The organism is Pseudomonas sp. P108, assembly GCF_032613195.1.
GTDB lineage: Bacteria > Pseudomonadota > Gammaproteobacteria > Pseudomonadales > Pseudomonadaceae > Aquipseudomonas.
Genome location: NZ_CP126691.1, coordinates 4,321,334 through 4,343,206, shown reverse-complemented (window position 1 = coordinate 4,343,206; position 21,873 = coordinate 4,321,334). Strand labels below are relative to the sequence as shown.

General features: G+C 60.8%; 21 protein-coding genes. 11 read left to right on the top strand and 10 right to left on the bottom strand.

All coding sequences use genetic code 11. The annotated features are described in order from the left end of the window. Positions 1-16: 16 nt before the first annotated feature. Positions 17-721 carry a YebC/PmpR family DNA-binding transcriptional regulator gene (locus tag QOM10_RS19015; protein WP_099756686.1) on the top strand — a complete coding sequence of 235 codons (705 nt, stop codon included), beginning with the start codon at positions 17-19 and terminating at the stop codon, positions 719-721. A gap of 112 nt (positions 722-833) precedes the next feature. Here the strand turns inward: QOM10_RS19015 and QOM10_RS19010 are convergent, their stop codons facing one another. Next, positions 834-2,147 carry a leucine-rich repeat-containing protein kinase family protein gene (locus tag QOM10_RS19010; protein WP_127928994.1) on the bottom strand — a complete coding sequence of 438 codons (1,314 nt, stop codon included), beginning with the start codon at positions 2,145-2,147 and terminating at the stop codon, positions 834-836. A gap of 149 nt (positions 2,148-2,296) precedes the next feature. Then, on the bottom strand, positions 2,297-3,427 hold the full coding sequence (zapE, locus tag QOM10_RS19005) for a cell division protein ZapE (protein ID WP_316916752.1): 1,131 nt from the start codon (positions 3,425-3,427) through the stop codon (positions 2,297-2,299). Between the two features lie 304 nt (positions 3,428-3,731). On the opposite strand from zapE, the gene QOM10_RS19000 reads away from it, so the two are divergent. From QOM10_RS19000 to QOM10_RS18970, 7 genes are all read left to right on the top strand, one after another. Beyond that, entirely contained in the window at positions 3,732-4,235 is a 504-nt protein-coding gene (locus QOM10_RS19000; protein WP_410479231.1) for a spore coat U domain-containing protein, read from the top strand. Positions 4,236-4,336: 101 nt separating this feature from the next. Then, positions 4,337-4,870: a spore coat U domain-containing protein gene (locus tag QOM10_RS18995; protein WP_150775908.1), complete on the top strand. Its 534-nt coding sequence runs from the start codon at positions 4,337-4,339 to the stop codon at positions 4,868-4,870. Positions 4,871-4,890: 20 nt separating this feature from the next. After that, positions 4,891-5,427 carry a spore coat U domain-containing protein gene (locus QOM10_RS18990; RefSeq protein WP_316916750.1) on the top strand — a complete coding sequence of 179 codons (537 nt, stop codon included), beginning with the start codon at positions 4,891-4,893 and terminating at the stop codon, positions 5,425-5,427. A gap of 4 nt (positions 5,428-5,431) precedes the next feature. Further along, a complete protein-coding gene (locus QOM10_RS18985; RefSeq protein ID WP_122607800.1) occupies positions 5,432-5,932 on the top strand; it encodes a spore coat U domain-containing protein in 501 nt (166 codons plus the stop codon). Positions 5,933-5,966: 34 nt separating this feature from the next. Beyond that, positions 5,967-6,755 (top strand): molecular chaperone, encoded by a 789-nt coding sequence (locus QOM10_RS18980; RefSeq protein WP_410479170.1) that lies wholly within the window; start codon positions 5,967-5,969, stop codon positions 6,753-6,755. A 79-nt stretch (positions 6,756-6,834) separates the two neighbouring features. Continuing rightward, a complete protein-coding gene (locus tag QOM10_RS18975; protein ID WP_316916749.1) occupies positions 6,835-9,192 on the top strand; it encodes a fimbria/pilus outer membrane usher protein in 2,358 nt (785 codons plus the stop codon). Further along, positions 9,189-10,160: a spore coat protein U domain-containing protein gene (locus QOM10_RS18970; RefSeq protein ID WP_110719340.1), complete on the top strand. Its 972-nt coding sequence runs from the start codon at positions 9,189-9,191 to the stop codon at positions 10,158-10,160. The genes QOM10_RS18975 and QOM10_RS18970 overlap by 4 nt, the downstream gene beginning before the upstream one ends. Before the next feature lie 123 nt (positions 10,161-10,283). On the opposite strand, the gene QOM10_RS18965 is transcribed toward QOM10_RS18970, so the two are convergent. Continuing rightward, on the bottom strand, positions 10,284-11,039 hold the full coding sequence (locus QOM10_RS18965; protein WP_127928987.1) for an anti-sigma factor family protein: 756 nt from the start codon (positions 11,037-11,039) through the stop codon (positions 10,284-10,286). Beyond that, positions 11,036-11,542 (bottom strand): RNA polymerase sigma factor, encoded by a 507-nt coding sequence (locus QOM10_RS18960; RefSeq protein WP_127928986.1) that lies wholly within the window; start codon positions 11,540-11,542, stop codon positions 11,036-11,038. Before QOM10_RS18960 ends, QOM10_RS18965 begins: the two co-directional genes overlap by 4 nt. A gap of 157 nt (positions 11,543-11,699) precedes the next feature. Here QOM10_RS18960 and QOM10_RS18955 point away from each other — a divergent pair, with 157 nt between their 5' ends. Together QOM10_RS18955 and QOM10_RS18950 are read left to right on the top strand one after the other, a co-directional pair. Next, the gene (locus QOM10_RS18955) at positions 11,700-12,806 is read left to right on the top strand and encodes a catalase family peroxidase (protein ID WP_127928985.1); all 1,107 of its coding nucleotides are present in this window, start codon (positions 11,700-11,702) and stop codon (positions 12,804-12,806) included. Next, on the top strand, positions 12,803-13,348 hold the full coding sequence (locus QOM10_RS18950; protein WP_127928984.1) for a cytochrome b: 546 nt from the start codon (positions 12,803-12,805) through the stop codon (positions 13,346-13,348). Before QOM10_RS18955 ends, QOM10_RS18950 begins: the two co-directional genes overlap by 4 nt. On the opposite strand, the gene QOM10_RS18945 is transcribed toward QOM10_RS18950, so the two are convergent. The 3 genes from QOM10_RS18945 to QOM10_RS18935 all read right to left on the bottom strand — a co-directional run bounded on the left by QOM10_RS18945 (position 13,345) and on the right by QOM10_RS18935 (position 16,657). Then, positions 13,345-14,538, bottom strand: a complete 1,194-nt coding sequence (locus tag QOM10_RS18945) for an MFS transporter (protein WP_316916748.1) — start codon at positions 14,536-14,538, stop codon at positions 13,345-13,347. The two genes, QOM10_RS18950 and QOM10_RS18945, sit on opposite strands and share 4 nt — an antisense overlap. A 148-nt stretch (positions 14,539-14,686) precedes the next feature. Beyond that, positions 14,687-15,838 carry a M14-type cytosolic carboxypeptidase gene (locus QOM10_RS18940; protein ID WP_220556508.1) on the bottom strand — a complete coding sequence of 384 codons (1,152 nt, stop codon included), beginning with the start codon at positions 15,836-15,838 and terminating at the stop codon, positions 14,687-14,689. A gap of 480 nt (positions 15,839-16,318) precedes the next feature. Beyond that, positions 16,319-16,657, bottom strand: a complete 339-nt coding sequence (locus QOM10_RS18935) for a DUF6124 family protein (protein ID WP_093434137.1) — start codon at positions 16,655-16,657, stop codon at positions 16,319-16,321. 130 nt (positions 16,658-16,787) lie between these two features. Here QOM10_RS18935 and QOM10_RS18930 point away from each other — a divergent pair, with 130 nt between their 5' ends. Further along, the gene (locus QOM10_RS18930; RefSeq protein WP_224794656.1) at positions 16,788-17,447 is read left to right on the top strand and encodes a LexA family protein; all 660 of its coding nucleotides are present in this window, start codon (positions 16,788-16,790) and stop codon (positions 17,445-17,447) included. 40 nt (positions 17,448-17,487) lie between these two features. Here the strand turns inward: QOM10_RS18930 and QOM10_RS18925 are convergent, their stop codons facing one another. The 3 genes from QOM10_RS18925 to QOM10_RS18915 are packed head-to-tail and all read right to left on the bottom strand — an operon-like array spanning position 17,488 to position 21,873. Next, positions 17,488-19,437: an acetyl/propionyl/methylcrotonyl-CoA carboxylase subunit alpha gene (locus tag QOM10_RS18925; protein WP_150751117.1), complete on the bottom strand. Its 1,950-nt coding sequence runs from the start codon at positions 19,435-19,437 to the stop codon at positions 17,488-17,490. Further along, positions 19,437-20,252 carry a gamma-carboxygeranoyl-CoA hydratase gene (locus QOM10_RS18920; protein WP_127928979.1) on the bottom strand — a complete coding sequence of 272 codons (816 nt, stop codon included), beginning with the start codon at positions 20,250-20,252 and terminating at the stop codon, positions 19,437-19,439. The genes QOM10_RS18925 and QOM10_RS18920 overlap by 1 nt, the downstream gene beginning before the upstream one ends. Before the next feature lie 13 nt (positions 20,253-20,265). Continuing rightward, positions 20,266-21,873 (bottom strand): carboxyl transferase domain-containing protein, encoded by a 1,608-nt coding sequence (locus QOM10_RS18915; protein ID WP_316916747.1) that lies wholly within the window; start codon positions 21,871-21,873, stop codon positions 20,266-20,268.

Sequence of the window (21,873 nt, the reverse complement as noted above, 5' to 3'; positions counted from 1 at the left end):
ATCAAGAGAGTGAGTAATGGGCGCACAGTGGAAGGTTAAACACAAAGAAGCGGCAGCTAACGCCAAGGGCAAGATCTTCGGCAAACTGGTGAAGGAAATCACCATCGCTGCCCGCAACGGTGCCGATACCACCACCAACGCACACCTGCGTCTGGTGGTCGAACAGGCCAAGAAAGCCTCGATGCCAAAAGAAACCCTGGATCGCGCGATCAAGAAAGGCGCCGGTCTGCTGGGTGAAACCGTGCAATACCATCGCGTCACCTACGAAGGGTTCGCCCCGCACCAGGTGCCGCTGATCGTCGAGTGCGTGACCGACAACATCAACCGTACCGTCGCCGAAATCCGCGTAGCGTTCCGTAAAGGCCAACTGGGGGCTTCCGGCTCCGTGGCCTGGGACTTCAACCACGTCGGCATGATCGAAGCTTCGCCGGACACCCCGGACGCCGATCCGGAAATGGCCGCCATCGAAGCCGGTGCTCAGGATTTCGAGCCGGGCGAAGACGGCGCGACGCTGTTTCTGACCGATCCTACCGATCTGGATTCGGTGCAGAAGGCGCTGCCAGAGCAAGGTTTCACCGTGCTGTCGGCCAAGCTGGGTTACCAGCCGAAGAACCCGGTCAGCGGTTTGAGCGATGAGCAGATGGCTGAAGTTGAAGCGTTCCTCGAAGGCCTCGACAACCATGATGACGTGCAGGACATGTTTGTCGGCCTGGCGGGCTGATCTGTTTCTTCAGTGATGGCCTCATCGCTAGGAGGCTAGCTCCCACAGGGGATCTGTGAACGCCACAGATCCAGTGTGGGAGCTAGCCTGCCAGCGATTGACCGCGCAGCGGTCACAGATCTTCAAGTTGCTTCATGACCTCAGCAAACCCCGGCCGCGCCAGCACATCCGCCTGACAGCAACGTCGCTCCAGTTCCTCAAGAGCCCGACGCCGCTCATCACTCAACCCCGAGTCGATGCGCGCCAGCAATTCACCGAGCAAAATCCCGAACGCACGCACTTCGATGCGTTGCAACGCGCGCGTTTCTACTGTGTCGGCGACTGCATGGAACGACGCCCCGCCAAAATCCCCAAGCAGGCAATCGCCGCGCTCGTTCAGCAGAATGTTGTGCCCGTAGAGGTCGCCATGGGTGATGCCTTGCTGGTGCAAGTGATCGGCTGCCGAAGCGATGCCTTTGGCAATGTTCAGCGCAACATCGGCGCCGAATCGGCAATCATCGGCATACACATCTCGCGAGCAGGATGCCAGGCTTGGCAGATCGGCGAGGTTGCTGAACGACGGATCGATCAGTTGCATCACCAATCCCTGCTGGCCCTGGGGATGGTCACTGATGCGCCCTTCGATGCGGATCAGATTGGGATGAAGACCTGCGGTGATGCAGGCATTCATTTCGTGCAGCGGCGAGCCGTCGCTGGTCATTTCACCCTTGTACAGTTTCACCGCGACCGGCGTCACTGAGCCATCGTCGCGCTGCCAGCTCGCCCGGGAAATCACCCCCGAGGCGCCTTCACCCAAGCGTTGCTCCAGACGTAGCGCCGACCAGGGGATTTGCGCCGTCGCCTGCAGCGCGGCGGCGTCCGCCTCGGTTTCCAGCGGGTTACCGGCGTATGCCAGCCAGCTCAGGCTCGGCAGCGCGAGCAGCCACTGCGGCAGTTCGGTCAGGCGGTTGGCGGAAATGCGCAGCAGCTCCAGCCTATGGCTGTTGCTCAGGGAGGATGGCAGCGTTTGCAGACGGTTGCCGGACAGCATGAGTTTCTGCAGGGCAGGACGTTCACCCAGTTCGTTCGGCAGGTGTTCGATGCAGTTGTCGGTCAGGATCAGCCAGCGCAGCTGTGGCGGCAAGGCAGCACCGGGTACGTTGACGATGCGATTGGCCCTGAAACCGATCATCGTCAACGCCGCGCATTGGCCGAGGCAGGCCGGCAGTTCAGTGAACGGGTTGTCGGAACAGAACAGCACGCGCAGGCGCGTCAGACGGTGCAAGTCATCCGGCAGACTGCTCAGAGCGTTGCCGCTGAGGTTGAGGATTTCCAGCGTGTCGGCCAGGTCGAAAATCTCGCGCGGGAATTCGGTCAGGCCACAAGACAGGTCCAGTCGCGTGATGCCCGACAACTCGCCGGCGCGTAATTGAGCAAGGGTGTGCATGTTGGTGTTCGCTATTGATCAGTGGAGCGACGCTGGGGCGCTGAGGATGGGCGACATGATAACGGCAAAGCAGGTTCTGGGCCTGAGTTGCATGTTGAAAACGCCACAAACCCTGTGGGAGAGAGTTTGCTCCCACAGGGCCGGTGTGGTCAGTCGTTATCGTGTATTTCTTGCAATTGCCCCAACCGGCTGCGTGTGCGCGCCAGGTCAATGGCATGGCCGTCGAGGCTTTCACGCAACGGCAGTCGACCGAGCAGCGTCAGGTGTTTGTCCTGGTCGTACAGCACGTCGATCAGGTTGATGAAGCGTTGTTGCGCAGCGATCGAGCATTCTCCCAGTTCCGGAAGATCATCAATGATCCAGCGGTCGAAACGTCGGCAAAGCTCCAGATAATCCATGACCGCCGTTGGCTGTTCACACAGATCGTTGAAGGTAAAACCAACACGCCGCTCTTCACACAATCGAGCCTGAAACTGCCGGGTGCCGACGGATAACTGAATGGCTGGCGTATCAGCCGGCGGCAGCTCCAGAGCGGTGCGTTGCGCTGGCGTGGCCGGCCACACGTAATGCCCCTGAGTGAATATCTGCTGCGCAGAGTGGCGTGTGTGACTGCGGTAATCATGCGGGCCGCCGACTTCCATCACTTGCATGTGCGCGTTGATCAGCTCGATCACCGGTTTGAAACGGGCGTGATAGAGCGGATTGGGTAGCAGGCCCTCGGGCGCATAGTTGGAGGTCACCAGCAGCAGAATCCGCCGTTTGAACAATGCCTTGAACAGCCGGGTGATGAGCATGGCATCGCCGATGTCATGCACATGAAACTCGTCAAAACACAGCACCCGACAATCCTGCAGCAGTTCGTCGAGGGTCACTTCGAGGGCATCGTCCTGCGCGCGATGGCTGAACATGCCTTGATGCAATTGCGCGAAGAACTGATGGAAATGCAGGCGTCGTTTCTGGGTGATCGGCAAGGCATGAAAAAAACCGTCGAGCAGCCAGCTCTTGCCACGTCCGACGGCACCGAACAGATACAGGCTCGGCGCGGTTCGGCTACTGGCGCCAAACAGCAGACTGGCCTGTTGCGCCATGCAATCGATGACGTGCTGCTGGCTGTGGCTGAGGGTGTAGCCCTGAGCGCTGGCTTTGTGCCGGAAGTAATCGCGGATCGACTGGGCACTGGCGTCATGCCCGGCGCTGGCTGGTAAACCCTTGCCGAACCAGCGGCGCAACGCCGGCCAGCGCTGGGTCAGTCGCGATCGTTTCGGCGGTTGGGCAGGCACTGTGGGCGTCTCCGTATTCGTAGAACCGGCTCCCGGAAGCGCGGCGACGTAGTGTAACCAGACGCCGAGTTCGCCAGCCACCGCGACGAATAGAGAGTGGGCGGTTATTGGACGATTTTGTCTGGTGCGTACAGCTATTTTTAGCGAGTTGGCCCGACCACTTGCCAACCTTTCGAAACATATCCCGGGCGATCCATGGATCCAATCGACTGGCGGAATCGTCGACCGTTGCTAACCTCAATCACAGAAACGACGTCGCAAGCGATCGCTGACAAGGAACGGCGCAGTGAAAGTACAGGTGGTCATGGGATTGCTGGGTGTGCTCGTTGCGCCCGTCTATGCGGCGGATCTTCAGGTCGAAGTGCGCGTTGACGTGCAGCGTGGCTGCCAGTTGATCGGCCAGCAGCGTGGCGCCGGCATCGAGCAACTGGGTGTGCTCGACTTCGGCAGCACCTCGCGCCTTGACGACCCGGCCGGGCCATTGGGCGCGGCGTTGACCAATCAGCGCCTGCCACGGCTGGAGTGCAACCCGGACACGCCGTACCAGATGCGCGTCGACGGTGGTTTGCATGGCGGGGTCGGTGAAGTCCGCTACATGGCTGGTTCGACGGGCAGCAAGCCGATTCCGTACCGCTTGTATCAGGACGCGGCCAGGCGGGTGCCGCTGGTGGTGAATGTACCGGTCAGCGGGCGGGTGCCGGACAGCGGCACCGTGGAATTACCGTTGTACGCGCGGATCGAGCCGCTGGCCGAAGTGCCACAGATCAGCCGTTACTCGGATCTGGTCAAGGTGACGGTCACCTGGTGATCACGGTTTCAACAGGCACCCGGTGGACGCGGGCGTGCAAGGAAGGCGTTCGATGACGAGCGCGGTGGATGAGTCACCATCAAGGAGCAGGGACGGACGCAATGACAGGCAAGCTTTGGATGGTGGTCGTAGCAGGGACGCTGGTATTGCTCGCCGACGACGCGCAAGCGGCGATGAGCGGGCAGATCAATGCGCGGCTGATCCTGATTGCCGGTTGCGAAGTCACCAACAACAGCAGTCCCGCCAGCCCGGTCAGCAACCTTGGTACCCTCGATTTCGGCCTGCAGGGGCCCACCTGGAACGCGCCGATCAAGGCCAGCCTCGATGGCGACAGCAGCGGCAAGCTCAACGTCGCCTGCAATCCGTCGGTCACCGGTTTCACCGTCACCATCGATGGCGGCACCCACGGTGACGGCAACACCCGGCGCCTGAGCAACGGCCGCCAGACCATTCCCTATCAGCTGTTCGTCGATCCCTCCGGCGCCCGGAGCTACAGCATCGGCCAGCAACACAATTTCGCTGTCACCAGCGCTGCGCAGATACCCATTCCGGTATTTGGCTCGGTGGTGGCGAATACCCGCGCGGTGCCGGCAGGGGTCTATACCGACACCCTGACGGTGACGCTCGACTGGTAACCCCGTAGAGGACGGACACCATGCGTACGTTTGCATCAAGGATAGGTTTGTCACTGTTCGGCCTGGCGCTGGTTTCCAGTGTCAACGCCGCCACCACGGTCACCGGCCAGATCACCTCCAGTCTGATTCTGATCAGCAGTTGTCAGGTTAACGGTGCCGGCGGTTCCACCGGGCTGAACTTCGGTGCGTTGAACTTCGGCACCGCCAACAGCCTGTTCACCACCGCCACCGGGCAAGTGCTGGGCGGCGGTGGCGGGGCGCTGTCGATTCTCTGTTCCAGTGGCACCACGCCGACGGTCAAGGTGCGCGCGGGTTCCCATGACGGCATGTCGCCGGGGGGCACACGAGCGTTGTATGACGGGGTAGCCAACTACGTGCCGTACGACTTGTACACCGACGCCGGGCACTCGCAACTGCTGGCGATTGACGGGACGATCAACCTCGCCGCCAGCACCGGCGTTGCACAGACGGTGAACATCTACGGTCAGGCGGTGGGCAAGGCCGGTTTGCCAGCGGGGACTTACACCGACACCGTCGCTGTTGAACTGACGTTCTGATGCCATGCGTCGTCATGGCTGTGCCGCGCTGCTCCTGCTCTGTGCGGGGAGTGCGCCGCTGCCGCTGACCGCCGCGACCAGCCAGAGCTTTCAGGTCAGCGCCACGGTCACCGCGGGATGTCTGGTGGTGGGCGGGGTGTCGAACTACGGCGGGCTGAATTTCGGTTCACGTTCAGCGTTGGCCACCGGCACGGTGCAGGTCGCGCTGACGGGGGGCGTGCAATTGCAATGTACGCCGGGCGTGACCTTGAACATGAGCGTCGATGGCGGCCAGTACAACAACAGCGGCCGGCACATGCAGGTCAACAGCGGCAGTGCGCGGGTGGCGTATGCGCTGTTTCGCGATGCGGCCTACAGCCAGAGCCTGGGCATTGGCCAGAGTGTGGCGGTGGCTTACAGCGATGCGAACAATATCAGCCTGCCAATCTACGGTCAGGTGCAGTTGCCGGGCAATCAGCCTGGGGGGACGTACAGCGATGTGTTGCAGGTGCAACTGTCGTGGTGAGGCGAAGTCAGGATTGCCGACAAGGAGCAGGTTTATGCAGTGTTACACGTCAGGGCGTTCGCTCAGGGTTTGCGCGATAGCGGCCTTGCTCATGCTGGGGATGAATTCTGTAAACGCTGCAAGTTCGGTGCTGATCTGGCCGATCGATCCGGTGCTGGAGGCCGATCAACAGGCCAGTGCGCTGTGGCTGGAAAACCGCGGCAGCGAAACCGCCAATCTGCAGATCCGCGTATTCGGCTGGAGCCAGAGCGGTTTCGCGGAGCAGTACCAGAATCAGCGCGACGTGATCGGCAGCCCGCCAGTGGCGAAGATCGAACCGGGGCAGAAACAATTGGTGCGTCTGACCCGGACCAAAGAGGTGCCGCCGGGGCAGGAACTGGCCTACCGGATCATCATCGATGAAATTCCTTCCGCACAACCAGCGAGCGCTGACGGTGGCAAAACCGCTGCGGCGATCCGTTTCCAGATGCGTTACTCGGTGCCGCTGTTTGCCTATGGCGCCGGGCTGTGGAGCAAAGAAGACAGCACTCGCGCACGAGATCCCAAAGGCGTGGGCCTGCCGCAGTTGAGCTGGCGCACGGTGGCCGTGGACGGCAAGCCTTATGTCGAGGTGCGCAATCAGGGCGCGGTGCATGCGCGACTGACCGACGTGGCCATCAAACAGGCCGGGCAGAGCAAACCGTTGGCCGAAGGGCTGTTGGGCTACGTGCTGCCGGGCGCAGTGATGCGCTGGCCGGCACCGGCGGCGCTGTCGAATGAGTCGGCGTTGCAGGTGCGGGTCAATGGTGCGGCGCAGGTGCAGAGCATTACGCCGGCCAAGTGAGTGAGTCGTCGCGCCAACATCTGGCGGCGGCTAAAGCGGTATCAGGAGGATTCAGTCCATTGACGGACGTAAAACGTGTATGAGCCCGGGATTGGCTCGCCGTATTCAGCGTCCGTTGTGGTTCATCACCGGCGCGTGTTGCCTGATGTTCGTTCAACCATCCGGGGCCGGCGATCTGCCGCCGCCGCCCAGCGGCATGGAGGCCGTGAGTGATGCACAGTTGTTTCTGGAACTGGTGGTCAACCAGATGAATACCGGACGCGTCGTGGCGGTGCAGCAGCGCGACGGGCGCTTGTTTGTACCGGCGACGGCGTTGCGCGAAACCGGCATGAAACTGCCCGACAACCTCGCCGTCGAGGTCGATCTCGACAGCCTGTCGGGGCTGCACAGCGACTATGACAGTGTCGGTCAGCGCCTGCTGCTGGACGTGCCGCCGGACTGGCTGCCGGAACAGTTCATCGGTAATCGCCAGGCTTACCCGCGCACTCCGGCATTGAGCAGTTTCGGCGCGCTGTTCAACTATGACTTGTACCTCAACGACACCGACGATGCCGGCACTTATCTGGCGGCGTGGAACGAAGTGCGGCTGTTCGACAGTTGGGGCACGTTGTCCAATACCGGGCAATACCGGCGCACCTTGTCCGGTGATTCACTCAACACGCTGAACAATGGCTACCTGCGTTACGACACCACCTGGCGTTACTCCGATGACGAGCGAATGCTCACCTACGAGGCCGGTGACGTGATCAGCGGTGCGTTGCCGTGGAGCAGTTCGGTGCGTTTGGGCGGCGTGCAGTTCTCTCGGGATTTTGCGGTGCGCCCGGATCTGGTGACCTATCCGCTGCCGCAATTTGCCGGTGAAGCAGCAGTGCCGTCCTCGGTGGATCTGTTCATCAATGGCTACAAGTCCAGCAGCGCAGATTTACAGCCTGGGCCCTACACGCTGACCAACATTCCGTTCATCAACGGCGCGGGCGAAGCGGTGGTGGTGACCACCGATGCATTGGGCCGGCAGGTGTCGACCACGGTGCCGTTCTATGTCACCAGCACCTTGCTGCAAAAGGGCTTGAGCGATTTTTCCGTGGCCGCCGGTACGTTGCGCCGCGACTACGGCTTGAAGGATTTCAACTATGGCCCGGGTGTCACGTCCGGCAGCCTGCGTTATGGCGTCAGCGACAGTTTTACTCTGGAAAGCCATGCCGAAGCAGCCGACTCGCTGACCCTCGGTGGCCTCGGTGGCAACCTGCAACTGGGCAATTTTGGCGTGCTTAACAGTGCGTTGAGCCAGAGCCGTTTCGACGGTGAGGGCGGTCAGCAAATCAGTTTGGGCTATCAGTACAGCAACCAGCGTTTCAGTTTTTCTTATCAGCGCCTGCAACGGCATGATCAATACGCCGACCTGACCGTGGTCGACAGCCCTTATATCAGCCTGAGCCGGCGCAGCGAACAGGCGACCTTGAGCCTCAATCTCGACCGCTGGGGCAGCCTCGGCGCCGGCTATTTCGATGTGCGTGCGGCGGACGATTCACGCACGCGTCTGCTCAACCTGAGCTGGAGCAAACCGCTGTGGCGCAACAGCAGTTTCTACCTCTCGGCCAACCGCGAGATCGGCGACAGCAACTGGGCTGTGCAGGCGCAACTGGTGGTCCCGTTCGATCTGCGCGGCAGTCTGGCGATCAGCACCGAGCGCAGTAAAACCGGGCAGAGCCAGCAGCGGGTCAACTACAGTCGTGCGGTGCCGACTGAGGGTGGCGTAGGTTTCAATCTGGGTTACGCCAAGAGTGATGGTGCCGATTATCGTCAGGCTGACGTGACCTGGCGCCTGCAGTCGGTGCAATTACAGGCCGGGGTCTATGGCACTTCCGACGCCGAAACCCGTTGGGCCGACGCCAGTGGTTCGCTGGTGTGGATGGATCGCCAGGTGTTCGCCGCCAACCGCATCGACGATGCGTTTGTGGTGGTCAGCACCGAGGGTTTCGCCGACATTCCGGTGCGCTACGAAAACCAGCAGGTCGGTCAGACCGACAAGAACGGTCATTTGCTGGTGCCGTGGAGCAGCGCGTATTACCGCGGCAAGTATGAAATCGATCCACTGAATCTGCCGGCCAACGTGCGCAGCCCCAACGTCGAACAGCGCATTGCCGTGCGCCGAGGCAGCGGTTATCTGCTGGAGTTTCCGCTGAGCCGGGTGATCGCCGCGAGCATCGTGCTGGTCGATGCGCAGCAGCGCGAGCTGCCGCTGGGCGCGGGCGTGCTGCATGAGCAGAGCGGCACGCGGACGGTGGTCGGTTGGGATGGTCTGGTTTATCTGGAAAACCTGCAGGCGCAGAATTCGCTGCTGGTCACGCTGGGCGACGGCAAGACCTGTCGGGCACAGTTCAGCGTCGACCTGAAGCAGGATCAGGTGCCATTGCTCGGGCCGTTGGTGTGTCAATGATGTTCAGGCGATGGCTATTGATGCTGGCGCTGATGCTGCCGGGGGCGGTACAGGCCGCGTGCTCGGTGGTCAGCACCACACCGGCGGCGTTCGGTACGCTCAGTTCGATTGCCGTGCGCACGACTTCGCAGCCCAGTTCCACACTGAATGCGGGTTTGAGTTGCACCGGTTCGCTACTGTCCCTGCTGACCAGTAACGACCACTTCTGGGGCACTGTGTCTTCGACTCAAGGGGGGCTGGTCGGGCCGACCGGCGATGTCATCAGCTACACGATCTACGCCAACAACAGCACTAGCTACCCGCTGACGCGCGGCACGGCCTATGACTTTGCGCGCAACGGCATCATCGATGCCCTGGGCCTGCTCAATGGTACGACGCCGAAAACGGTGCCGCTCTACCTCGGTACAACCATTGGCAGCAACGTTGCCGCCGGAGTGTATACCGAGACGCTGAGCATTTTCTGGAACTGGAATTACTGCTCTGGGATCGGCATTGGCGCTATCTGTCTCGGGCGCGATATCGCCAACGGCACGACTTCGCTGACGGTGAATCTGACGGTGTCCAATGACTGCACGATTACTGCGCCGAACATCGCGTTCGGCAGCGCGCCGGTGGTCAGCGCGTTCACGCCGGTGACCGGACAGACCATCAATCTGGCCTGCACCAAGGGCAGTGCTTATACAGTGGGATTGAGCGACGGGCAGAACGCGGTGAGTGTCGGCGGCCGGCGACGGATGATTTCCGGGAGCAATTATCTGGCCTATGACATTTTCAAAAGCGCCGGCACTACGCGCTGGGGCAGTGTCGGCGCGGCGCGGCGGGCGAGTACCGATGCCGAGGTCAATCCGGGTAACGGGTTGGGCACGGGCAGCCAGATCTTCAACTACAACGCGAAGATCTACACCGACCAGACCACACCGCCGGCGGGAACCTATCTGGACAATGTGGTGCTCGACGTAGGTTTCTGAGCCTGACGCTGAACCCTTGTGGGAGCGAGCCTGCTCGCGAATGGGGATGTCAGTCGACAACAGTGTTGCTGATCCACCGCATTCGCGAGCAGGCTCGCTCCCACATTGGAGTCCTCACTGGATTCAGAATTGCAGTGATTGCTTGAGCTGTTGCGCCGCCGGCGTATCAACCGGGCTGACCATCGCATAGTTGTACCCGTCGCCCGACCAGTACTGCGCCTGCAAGTCTCCGTCACTGCGGCTGCCACGGGGCAAAAAGGTGTTCTTCGGTCCCGGCGGGCGCACGTAGAAACTCACCTTATGCCCGCTACCATCCTCATACATGACCATCGCCGCCGGGCCTTCGTCAGTGCTGAGCAAGCGTCCGCTGACCGGTTCGAACCCGGCCGCCTTCAGGTCCGGTAAACGACTGGCCCGGTTGAAATAACGATCGAGCCAGCGTTGCATGTCGCCGTCATTGTCGACCTTGTAATCGGCCGGCAGCATCCCTTGCTGGGCGATCAAGCGATAGGCTTGCAAGGCGTCGGTCATCGGTAACATGGATGGGCGCACGAGAGTCATTTCGCGAGCCTGCCAGCCACTGAAGCCTCCGATGCTCACTGCGATCAGCAACACCGCGGCGCTGGCCAGATGACGCCGTGACTGACGCTGGCGGCGCTGACGGATCATGGCAGGGTCAAGGGCCGGATTGGCCGGTTGCTGCAACGCACCGCTGAGTGCCGCGCGCAATTGTTGGGCATCCTGTTGCCAGGCGCGAACCTGCGCCGCTTCGTCCGGATGGTTGGCCAGCCAGGTCTCCAGCACGCGCCGGTCGGCGTCGCTGAGCTGGTGGTCGACATAGGCGTGCAAGTCACGCTCGTTGGGAGGCAGGCTGATCATTTGAGTATCCGCAAAGAAGGGCTGCTGATTTCGCCGTCGCTGAGCTGGCGTAATGCCTGGCGGGCGCGGGACAGGCGCGACATCACGGTGCCGATCGGGGCGTCGAGAATCTCGGCGACCTCTTTATAGGAAAGGCCTTCCACCGAGACCATCAGCAGCAGGGCGCGCTGTTCGGTGGGTAGACGGTCGAAGGCTTGCAGGGTCGATTGGGCGATGACTGTGCGCTCCGCCGAGGGTTCGGCATCGTCGCGACCGGTAAAGAACTCGAGCATCCGCGCGTAGCGTCGCGAGCGGCGATGGGCATCGAGAAACTGCCGATAGAGGATCGCAAACAGCCAGGCACGCAAGTCACCTTCAGCGCGTTTGTCGCCCCAACTCGACAGCGCCCGCTCAAGGCACGCCTGCACCAGATCGTCGGCGCTGCTGCTGTTGCGTGTCAGTGACACGGCAAAGCGGCGCAATCTGGGAATGATTTCTCTCAACTGTTCGTCGAATTCGCTCATGAAATTCTGCTAGTCACTACGCTGTGGACTAGGGAGACGTCCGTCGTTGGAGGTTATTCCACGTTCGGAAAAATAAATACCGAGGCGGGGAATAAATCCACACGAGGTGCGTCTTGCTGATTCTTCCTACTTGTGGCCGATGGCCCTGGAGTCTTTCATGGTTGATCGTTCATCACCCGATTCTGCACCGCCCGGCGACCCACAGCGCCCGCCACTGAGTGCGGCGAGCCTGGTTCTGCGTCTGGGCGGCATTGCCGTGGTAGTCGCTGCAGTGGCCGGGGCGTTTGCCTACGTTCACGGTAACTTCGACCCACAACGCCTGACGCCAAAAGCGCTGGTCGATGTGCTGGAGAAGAACAACGGCGTACACCCCGGGTTTCGCCGTAACCATGCCAAAGGCGTGTGCGTGATCGGGCATTTCGAGAGCAGTGGCGAGGCGCGGGTGTTTTCCACTGCGCAAGTGTTCAACGAGCCGCAGACTCCGGTGGTTGGGCGATTCGCGCTGCCGGCGGGCAATCCGTACGCACCGGACAGCAGCGTGCCGATTCGCAGTCTGGCGCTGCGGTTCACCCAGGCCAACGGGCAGCAGTGGCGCACCGGGATGAACAGCATGCCGGTGTTCCCGGTCGGTACGCCTGAGGCGTTTTATCAATTGCAGCAGGCACAGTCGCCGGATCCAGCCACGGGTAAACCTGATCCGAGCAAGGTCCCGGCATTCTTTGCCTCGCACCCGGAAGCCGTGCCGTTTCTGACTTGGGTGAAAACCGCCAAGCCGTCGGCCAGTTATGCCACCGAAACTTACAACAGCGTCAACGCGTTTTATCTGGTCGACGCCAGCGGTAAAAAGCAGGCCGTACGCTGGAGCATGACACCGTTGGCACGGGACGCTGCGGGCGCCACTGCGCCTGAGGGGGGCGATTTTCTCGAGAAGGATCTGGTGCAACGTTTGGCCTCAGCGCCGCTGCGCTTTCAGTTGAACATCACCCTGGCCAATCCTGAGGATCCGGTGAGCGATGCCAGCAAGACCTGGCCCGAAGGACGAAAGGTGTTGAATGCCGGCACGCTGGTGCTGGAAAAGACCCAGCCACAACTGAGCGGCGAATGCCGTGATATCAACTACGACCCGCTGGTGTTGCCGGCCGGGATTCAAGGTTCCGACGACCCGTTGCTCGCGGCCCGTTCCGCCGGTTACGCCAATTCCTACCTGCGTCGCACCAGCGAAGTCAGTCAGTTGCCCGCCGCTAAACAGGAGGCTCGTCCATGAGAACTCAACCGACGCATTTCGCCCTGTTGGCGCGACTGCTGCATTGGCTGATGGCGCTGATGATCATTGCCATGCTGTTTATCGGTGCGGGTATGGTCACCTCGGTTTCCGAGCGGCATGAATGGCTGATCCATCTGCACAAACCGCTGGGCATCGCGATTCTGGCGTTGGTGATTGTGCGTTTGCTGGTGCGGCTCACCACGCGCCAGCCACCGTTGCCCGCGGATCTGCCAGGCTGGCAAGTGCTGGCGGCCAAGGCTTCACATCTGTTGTTGTACGCGTTGATGCTGGTGTTGCCGTTGCTGGGCTGGGCGATGATCAGCGCCTCGGGTGAGCCGGTCATGCTCAGCACAACGTTGCAGTTGCCATCGATCGTCCCGGCCGATGCGCAGTTGTTCGCGTTTTTGCGCAAGGCTCATGGCTATCTGGCCTATTTGCTGTTCCTGACGGTGCTGCTGCATCTGGCGGCGGCGTTGTTCCATGGCTGGGTGCGCCGTGACGAAGTGCTCGACAGCATGTTGCGTGGTCGCGATCGCAGTTAACTCGTCGGAGTGGCGCATCGTGCCGGTGCGCCGCTTTTCAGGGTCAACCACCAGTAAGCCAGCGCCACGGCGTTGATGCCGGCGCCGAGCAGGCACACGCCGATCCAGCCGGCCCACGCGTACATCGCGGTCGAGCCGATGGAACCGAGCGCGCTGCCGATCGAGTAGAGCAACATGTAACCGGCAGTGAGGCGGCTTTGCGCTTCGGGGCGCACAGCGTAAATCATGCTTTGGCTGGTGACATGCACGGCTTGCAGAGCCAAATCGAGGGTGATCACACCCAGCAGTAATGCCCACAACGAGGATTGGGTGAGGGCGATCGGCAGCCAGGAGGCGAGCATCAGTAACAGCGAAAGTCCGCTGACCCATTGGCCGAGGCCGCGATCCGCCAAGTGTCCGGCCCGTGCGGCGGCCAGCGCACCGGCGGCACCGGCCAGCCCGAACAGTCCGATTTCACTGTGCGACAAGGACAGTGGCGGCGCAGCCAGTGGCAACACCATCGGCGTCCACAGCACCATTGCGCTGGCGAAGGTCAGCAGGGCGAGGATCGCGCGTTGGCGCAGTACCGGTTCTTCTTTGAACAGGCTGAATACCGAAGCGATCAGTGCGATGTAGCTAGTCGCGGGCTGCGGGGATTCATGCTTGGGCAGAACGCGAAACAGCAGCAACGCCATCAACAGGGTCAGCCCTGCCGACAGAAAGTAGATTGCACGCCAGCCGGCCAGATCGGCCATGCCGCCGGCGACCGTGCGTGCCAGCAAGATGCCGACGACGATACCGCTGGTGACCACACCGACCACGCGCCCGCGTTGTGTAGGGATCGCCAGTGTGGCGGCGTAAGCCACCAGCACCTGCGTCACCACGGCGAGCAGCCCCGTCAACGTCATGCCGAGCAGCAGCCAAACACTGCTGGGCGCCAGCGCGATCATCAACAACGCCGCTGCCGACAGCAGGGTTTGAGTGACGATCAATCGGCGTCGATTGAGCAGATCGCCGAGGGGCACCAGTAACACCAGGCCGATGCCGTAACCGATTTGCGTCAGGGTGATGACGATGCCGATAGTCGCCGGCGACATCGCAAACGCTTCAGCCATGGCGTCCAGCAATGGCTGGGCGTAATACACGTTGCCCACGGCCAGACCGCAGGCCACAGAGAAAAGCAAAACGGCGCTGCTGTTGAGAGGTTTCATATCCCGCATCCTTTTAGGTTTCAAAATAAAACCTTGGTCACGGTATTGATTCAGGTTTTATTTTGCAACCTGTTTGCGCGAAAGTACGAATGGCAGAAAGCAAAAGATCGCAGACAAGCTGCGATCTTTTGAGGGACGGAGGAGGGGATCAGCGCAAGGTATCAACCATGTCGGCGATGGTGGTCAGCACGTCTTTGCCCAACTGTTTGGAGCGTTTGCCCGACCAGCCGGTTACCTTGTCGGGATGGTCGTCGTGATCCTTGAACGGCATTTCCAGGGTCAGTGACAGGCAGTCGTATTTCTGTCCGACGCTGTTGCACGCCAGGGTCATGTTGGCCTGGCCCGGTTCGTCGCGGGTGTAGCCGTACTTGGTCTGGAAGTCTTTGGTGGTGTGTTTCAGGTGGCTGCGGAAGTGTTCTTCGAGCTTCTCGATGCGCGGCGTGAAGCCCGGATTGCCTTCGCAACCGGCAGTGAATACGTGGGGAATTTCTTCGTCGCCATGTACGTCGAGGAACAGATCGACGCCATACTTTTCCATTTGCTGCTGTACGAAAAGTACCTCGGGGCTGACGTCCTGACTGGCGTTCTGCCAAGCGCGGTTCAAGTCCTGGCCCATCGCATTGGTGCGCAGGTGACCGTGGAAGGCACCGTCCGGATTCATGTTCGGCACCAGGTACAAATCAGCGCTGGCCAGCAGTTTGTTCAGCACGGGATCGTCGTGTCTTTCCAGGCGTTCGATGACGCCTTCCATGAACCACTCGGCCATGTGCTCACCCGGATGCTGTTGAGCAATGATCCAGATTTTGCGCTGGCCTTCGGCGCCGGTGCCTTTGCGCAGCAGTTGAATATCGCGACCTTCGACGCTCTTGCCGGTGGCCAGCAGTTCGGTGCCGGCCTTGCTCAGGGCCTGGTCGATCAGCCAGTCGTGACGGCCACGGCTGTAGGGTTCGAAATACGCAAACCATGCATGGGTTTGCTCCGCCTCAAGGCAAAAACGCAGGCTGTCACCTTCAAAACTGGTTGGAATGCGGAACCAGTTGACGTGGTCGTAGGAGGCGACTGCCTGATAGCCGGTCCAGGCTTTGTTATAGGAGGACTGGCTGGCGTTGACCAGGCGAAACCAGTGTTCCTGATGAACATGCAGGCCGCTGGCCTTGAAGTGGAACCACTGAAAATGGGCGCTGCGGGTATCCGGGCGAATGGCCAGAACCGGATTGAGCGGATTGCTGATGTCGATGACTTGGATGTTGCCGCTGTCGAAGTTGGCACTGATGTCGAACGAGGATTTGGCCACGGTCATAATCGATTCCTGAATATGATTTTTATGGCCGTTACTTTACACGCAGGCAGGTCTGAAACCGAGGGGAATTGCGGGGTGTGGCGGGGGGCGTCCTCCATGACGCGGATGCAGCTTAGAGACTGTGCGATTGATTCTCAAGTGCTAATTGTCATTAGTTTGCCCCAATGTGGCCGGGCTCGGCTTGCCAAGCGATATTCTTTTGATATTATCCGCGCCATCGAATTCGCAACACCTAAAGACTTCATTAGCCTGAAGCCACAAGCCCGAAAAACGGGCAAAAAAAAGACCCGGCAAAAAGCCGGGTCAAAAACCGTGATTAGCCTGATGAGGAGATAGTCCAGAAGACCGACCTAAGGTCTCTGGTCCATCGACTGATCTCGCGACCAGCTGCATGCAATAATAATCATTATCATTTGCAAGTCAAATGTTTTTATCTGCGCGATTGGAAAATTCTTTCCTGTCCGTCCGGTGTCCCGTTGCTCAAGCTTCATCGCCATCGAGCGAATGGTCGACCATTGCCCGCGCCATATCCACCATGTGCACCACTGAAAACGCCAGATCGCGACTCGCGCCTTGCAGGTTTTCGGCTGCCTTGAACGCCGTGGCTGCGGCACAGCGCAACAGATCCGAGGCGTGCACCAGGGCTTCTTCGCCGCTCAGATGGCGCCTGACATCGAAAAAACGTTCGTCGACCTCGGGTTCTGACACAGCTGGTTTCAAGTAATAGTCCAACGCTCGCTGCGCCGCTGCATTGCCCTGAGGCGAGGTGAAGGTGGTGTCCATTTGCAGATCGGGCAAGTCTTTGCTGCTGATATTCATGATGAAGAGGCACTCCTTGGTCGATTGAAAATCCGTGCCTTCAGAATAGTACTCTGTGTAGTTGTGACCAGAATTTAAATACTACAATATGTGTTTTGCTGGCCGAAGGCGTCGACGTAAGGTGCTGCACATGGATAAATGGATTGAGTTGGTCAAGGCCAAGATGAGTGAACTCAAAATCACTCAAACAGAGCTCGGAGAGCGCGTCGGCATGTCCCAGGGCGGGATCGGCCATTGGCTGAACAAGCGTCGCGAACCCGGCATCACGCAAATGAATCGCGTGCTGCAAGCGCTGGGCATGGATTTTCTGGAAGTGGTGCTGGTGATCCGGGAACCGCAAATAACACCTGACGACGACATGCCGCTGGCGCAGAAGTACAACCCGTATTTCCGTTACCCGGTCAGCGATTGGCAGACGACGTGCGAGGTGCGCGAGAGCGACGCCACGTCCTATGCCAAGCCTTCAGGCAAACAGCGCTTCGAACTGACGGATTACCACGCGCGTGGTCCGGCGTTCTGGTTGACGGTGACGGGGGATTCAATGACCGCCCCCAGTGGCCAGAGCATTGCCGAAGGCATGCTGATTCTGGTTGATCCGGCGGCCGAGGCGGTGCCCGGCAAACTGGTAATCGCACAATGGCCCGACAGCCCTGAAGCGATTTTTCGCAAGCTCGACGAAGAGGGCGGCCAGCGTTACCTGGTGCCGCTCAATCCGACGTGGCCGAAAGCCCTGCTGACCGATGAGTGTCGAATCATCGGCGTTGTGGTTCAGGCAACGGCGCGTTACTAGTCAGATCGATCCTCGCCAGGCGTAGGATCGATCCTCATATTCACACTGCTTCCAGTTCAACCAAAGCGCTGCCTTCGCCGACCATTTCACCTTCCTGGCAATACAGCGCTTTGATCACCCCGGCATGCGGCGCACGGATGCTGTGTTCCATCTTCATCGCTTCCAGCACCACCAGTTGCGCACCGGCCTCTACCGATTGCCCAGCCTCGACCAGCACACGGACAATGCTGCCGTTCATTGGCGCGGTCAGTCCGCCCTGATGGCTGTGGCTGGCTTCGACGGCACTGATCGGGTCGTACGTCTCGATGCGCCGCAACTCGCCTTCCCATTGCAGATAGAGCGCATCGCCCTGGCGAATGGCGCGCAACGTACGACGGACTCCGTCGTGCTCGACGATGAGTGTTTCACCCGACAGTCTGGCGTGATCAGCGGCATTCAGCGTCAAGGCGCGATCCTGGCCCTCGCAACTCAAATGCAGGGTGATTTCCAGTGGCAGACCTGCACGTAAACCACTATTGAATGACCACGGCGAAGCAGGGTCATCCTGACGCACAAGCTGGGGCAGGCTTTGCGCCACCGCTTGAGCCGCCGCTTTCCAGAATTCATCGCTCAACGTGCCGGGGGCAGGCAGCAATTGCTCCTGATAGCGCGGAATAAACCCGGTATCCAGCTCCGCCGCCGCAAACGCGGGATGGGCGATGATCCGCCGCAAAAAGTTGATGTTGGTCTTCAATCCGCCAATCGCGAATTCGTCGAGCATGCTCAACAGACGCAGGCGCGCCTGCTCACGATCCTCGCCCCAGGCAATCAGTTTGCCGAGCATCGGGTCGTAGAACGGCGAAATTTCATCGCCTTCTTCAACTCCGCTATCGACCCGGCGCCCAGGCCCTTCAGCTGATTCGCGATACAACGCCAGACGCCCGGTCGCCGGCAGGAAGTCATTCGCAGGGTCTTCAGCGTACAAGCGCACTTCAATCGCATGACCGTTCAACGGCACCTGCGCTTGGGTGATCGGCAGCGCTTCACCACGGGCTACGCGGATCTGCCACGCGACCAGGTCCAGACCGGTGATGGCCTCGGTCACTGGATGCTCTACTTGCAGGCGCGTATTCATCTCCATAAAGAAGAACTCACCGCGCGCATCCAGCAAAAATTCCACAGTACCGGCGCCGACATATCCGATCGCCTGCGCCGAGCGCACAGCCGCCTCGCCCATCGCCCGACGCAGTTCCGGGGACAAGCCCGGGGCCGGAGCTTCTTCGACGACTTTCTGATGGCGCCGTTGAATCGAGCAATCACGCTCGTTGAGGTACAGGCAGTTGCCATGTTGATCGGCGAACACCTGGATTTCCACGTGACGCGGCTTGAGCAGATATTTTTCCACCAGCATCCGCGAATCGCCAAACGATGACTGCGCTTCACGCTGTGCCGAGGCGAGGGCTTCGGCGAGTTGGCTGACGTCCTCGACCACTTTCATGCCTTTGCCGCCACCGCCGGCCGTGGCCTTGAGCAGCACCGGATAACCGATACGCTCGCAAGCATCGCGGAAGGTCTCGAGATCCTGCGCTTCACCGTGATAACCCGGCACCAGTGGCACGCCAGCGGTTTCCATCAGCGCTTTGGCGGCGGATTTGCTGCCCATGGCATCGATGGCCGAAGCGGGCGGGCCGAGGAAAATCAAACCGGCCGCTTCGATAGCTCGGGCGAAACCGGCGTTTTCCGAGAGAAACCCGTAACCCGGATGAATCGCCTGCGCGCCGCTGGCCTTGGCCGCCGCGATCAGTTTGTCGATTTGCAGATAACTGTCGGCGGCTTTGCTGCCACCGAGATCGACGCGAATGTCGGCTTCACGGCTGTGCCGCGCTTCACGGTCGGTGGCGCTGTGCACGGCGACCGTGGTCAGGCCCAGCGCTTTGGCGGTGCGCATTACGCGACAGGCAATTTCGCCACGGTTGGCCACCAGCAGGGTGGTGAGAACAGGTGCGCTCATCAACGCGGCTCCTTGGTGGTGGTTGCGGCTTGCCAGCTCGGCGGACGTTTTTGCAGAAAAGCGCGCAGACCTTCCTGGCCTTCGGGACTGACGCGGATACGGGCGATGGCGTTTTCGGTATAACGGCGCAGTGCCGGGGTCAGCGCGCCGTTGCCGACTTCACGCAGCAAATCCTTGCTGGCACGCATCGCGGCGGGGCTGTTGAGCAGCAGGTTGTTGATCCACTGTTCGACTTGTTGTTCCAGTTCAGCGGCTGGATAGCTGTCGGACAACAAGCCGATTTCCCGAGCGCGTTGGCCGCCGAAACGTTCGGCGGTCAGCGCATAGCGCCGCGCAGCACGTTCGCCGATGGCCTGCACCACGAACGGGCTGATTACCGCAGGGGCCAGACCAATGCGCACTTCCGACAGGCAGAATTGCGCATCATCGGCGCCAATCGCCATGTCGCAGCAACTGATCAACCCCAGTGCACCACCGAACGCCGCGCCTTGGACCACGGCGACTGTGGGAATTTTCAGCTTGGCGAGGTTGTACATCAGCTCCGCGAGTTCGCGGGCGTCGTCGAGGTTGGTGTGGTAATCGAGCTCGGCCGATTGCTGCATCCACGCCAGATCGGCGCCGGCGCTGAAATGCTTGCCACGGCCACGCACCAGCAAGAAACGCAGGCTGGCGTCGCTGGCGACTTTGTCGAGGGCAAGGATCAACTCGCGGATCATTTCGGCGTTGAACGCGTTGTTCTTTTCGGCGCGGTTAAGCCACAGCGTCGCGAAACCCCGTGGGTCGGTTTGCAGTTCGAGGGTATTGAAGTCGCTCATGAGATTCTCCCGATCACATCCGGAACACGCCGAAGCGGCTCGGTTCGATTGGCGCGTTCAACGACGCGGACAAGGCCAGGGCCAGCACATCGCGGGTCTGCGCCGGGTCGATGACGCCGTCGTCCCACAGCCGTGCGCTGGAATAGTAGGGGTGACCCTGCTCTTCGTACTGGTCGAGAATCGGTTGCTTGATCTCGGCTTCCTGCTCGGCACTGAACGCCTGACCGCTGCGCTCAGCCTGTTCGCGCTTGACCTGCACCAACACGCCAGCGGCCTGTTCGGCACCCATCACGCCGATCCGCGCGTTCGGCCACATCCACAGGAAGCGTGGATCATAGGCGCGCCCGCACATGCCGTAGTTGCCGGCGCCAAAGCTGCCGCCGATGATCACGGTGAATTTCGGCACTTTTGCGCAAGCAACGGCGGTTACCAGTTTTGCGCCGTGCTTGGCGATGCCGCCGGCCTCGTATTTCTGGCCGACCATGAAACCGGTGATGTTCTGCAAAAACAGCAGCGGAATGCCGCGCTGGCAAGCCAGTTCGATGAAGTGCGCGCCTTTCTGCGCGGCTTCGGCGAAGAGGATGCCGTTGTTGGCCAGAATCGCGATCGGGTAACCGTGCAGATGCGCGAAACCGCAGACCAGCGTGGTGCCGAACAGCGCTTTGAATTCATCGAACACCGAACCGTCGACCAGTCGCGCAATCACTTCGCGCACGTCGAACGGTTGCTTGGCATCAGCCGAAACCACACCGTATAACTCGTCGCCAGCGTACAGCGGCGCAATCGGTGCGCGCTGTTGCACTTCGCCGAGCTTGCGCCAGTTGAGATTGGCAACACTGCGGCGGGCGAGAGCGAGGGCATGTTCGTCGCTCTCGGCGTAATGGTCGGCGACCCCGGAAATCTTGCAGTGCACATCGGCACCGCCCAAGTCTTCGGCGCTGACCACTTCACCGGTCGCGGCCTTCACCAGCGGCGGCCCGGCGAGGAAAATCGTCGCCTGATTGCGCACCATGATCGCTTCGTCAGCCATCGCCGGCACATAGGCGCCGCCAGCAGTGCAGGAGCCCATGACCACAGCGATTTGCGGAATGCCCATCGCGCTCATGTTGGCCTGGTTGAAGAAGATCCGCCCGAAGTGCTCGCGGTCCGGGAACACTTCGTCCTGACGCGGCAGGTTGGCGCCACCGGAGTCCACCAGATAGATGCACGGCAGGCGATTCTGCTGCGCGATGGTCTGCGCGCGCAGGTGTTTTTTCACGGTCAGCGGGTAGTACGAACCGCCCTTAACCGTTGCGTCGTTGGCGACGATCATGCACTCGACGCCTTCGACACGACCGATCCCGGCGATCACACCAGCGGCGGGTACGTCTTCGCCGTAAACCGCGTGGGCGGCCAATTGACTGATTTCCAGAAACGGCGAACCCGGATCAAGCAAGCGGTTGATGCGCTCCCGCGGCAGCAATTTGCCGCGCGAGGTGTGGCGCTCCTGAGCTTTCGCGCCGCCGCCTTGCGCCACTTGGGCGAGCAGGGTGTGCAGCGCGTCGACCTGTTTGAGCATCGCCGCGCTGTTGGCGGCGAATTCCGCCGAACGAGGATTGAGCTGAGTGTGCAGGGTAGCCAT

Coding starts and splice junctions, on each gene's coding strand:
- QOM10_RS19015 (WP_099756686.1), top strand. CDS start 17: ATGGGCGCACAGTGGAAGGTTAAACACAAAGAAGCGGCAGCTAACGCC.
- QOM10_RS19010 (WP_127928994.1), bottom strand. CDS start 2,147: ATGCACACCCTTGCTCAATTACGCGCCGGCGAGTTGTCGGGCATCACG.
- QOM10_RS19000 (WP_410479231.1), top strand. CDS start 3,732: ATGGGATTGCTGGGTGTGCTCGTTGCGCCCGTCTATGCGGCGGATCTT.
- QOM10_RS18995 (WP_150775908.1), top strand. CDS start 4,337: ATGACAGGCAAGCTTTGGATGGTGGTCGTAGCAGGGACGCTGGTATTG.
- QOM10_RS18990 (WP_316916750.1), top strand. CDS start 4,891: ATGCGTACGTTTGCATCAAGGATAGGTTTGTCACTGTTCGGCCTGGCG.
- QOM10_RS18985 (WP_122607800.1), top strand. CDS start 5,432: ATGCGTCGTCATGGCTGTGCCGCGCTGCTCCTGCTCTGTGCGGGGAGT.
- QOM10_RS18980 (WP_410479170.1), top strand. CDS start 5,967: ATGCAGTGTTACACGTCAGGGCGTTCGCTCAGGGTTTGCGCGATAGCG.
- QOM10_RS18975 (WP_316916749.1), top strand. CDS start 6,835: ATGAGCCCGGGATTGGCTCGCCGTATTCAGCGTCCGTTGTGGTTCATC.
- QOM10_RS18970 (WP_110719340.1), top strand. CDS start 9,189: ATGATGTTCAGGCGATGGCTATTGATGCTGGCGCTGATGCTGCCGGGG.
- QOM10_RS18965 (WP_127928987.1), bottom strand. CDS start 11,039: ATGATCAGCCTGCCTCCCAACGAGCGTGACTTGCACGCCTATGTCGAC.
- QOM10_RS18960 (WP_127928986.1), bottom strand. CDS start 11,542: ATGAGCGAATTCGACGAACAGTTGAGAGAAATCATTCCCAGATTGCGC.
- QOM10_RS18955 (WP_127928985.1), top strand. CDS start 11,700: ATGGTTGATCGTTCATCACCCGATTCTGCACCGCCCGGCGACCCACAG.
- QOM10_RS18950 (WP_127928984.1), top strand. CDS start 12,803: ATGAGAACTCAACCGACGCATTTCGCCCTGTTGGCGCGACTGCTGCAT.
- QOM10_RS18945 (WP_316916748.1), bottom strand. CDS start 14,538: ATGAAACCTCTCAACAGCAGCGCCGTTTTGCTTTTCTCTGTGGCCTGC.
- QOM10_RS18940 (WP_220556508.1), bottom strand. CDS start 15,838: ATGACCGTGGCCAAATCCTCGTTCGACATCAGTGCCAACTTCGACAGC.
- QOM10_RS18935 (WP_093434137.1), bottom strand. CDS start 16,657: ATGAATATCAGCAGCAAAGACTTGCCCGATCTGCAAATGGACACCACC.
- QOM10_RS18930 (WP_224794656.1), top strand. CDS start 16,788: ATGGATAAATGGATTGAGTTGGTCAAGGCCAAGATGAGTGAACTCAAA.
- QOM10_RS18925 (WP_150751117.1), bottom strand. CDS start 19,437: ATGAGCGCACCTGTTCTCACCACCCTGCTGGTGGCCAACCGTGGCGAA.
- QOM10_RS18920 (WP_127928979.1), bottom strand. CDS start 20,252: ATGAGCGACTTCAATACCCTCGAACTGCAAACCGACCCACGGGGTTTC.
- QOM10_RS18915 (WP_316916747.1), bottom strand. CDS start 21,873: ATGGCTACCCTGCACACTCAGCTCAATCCTCGTTCGGCGGAATTCGCC.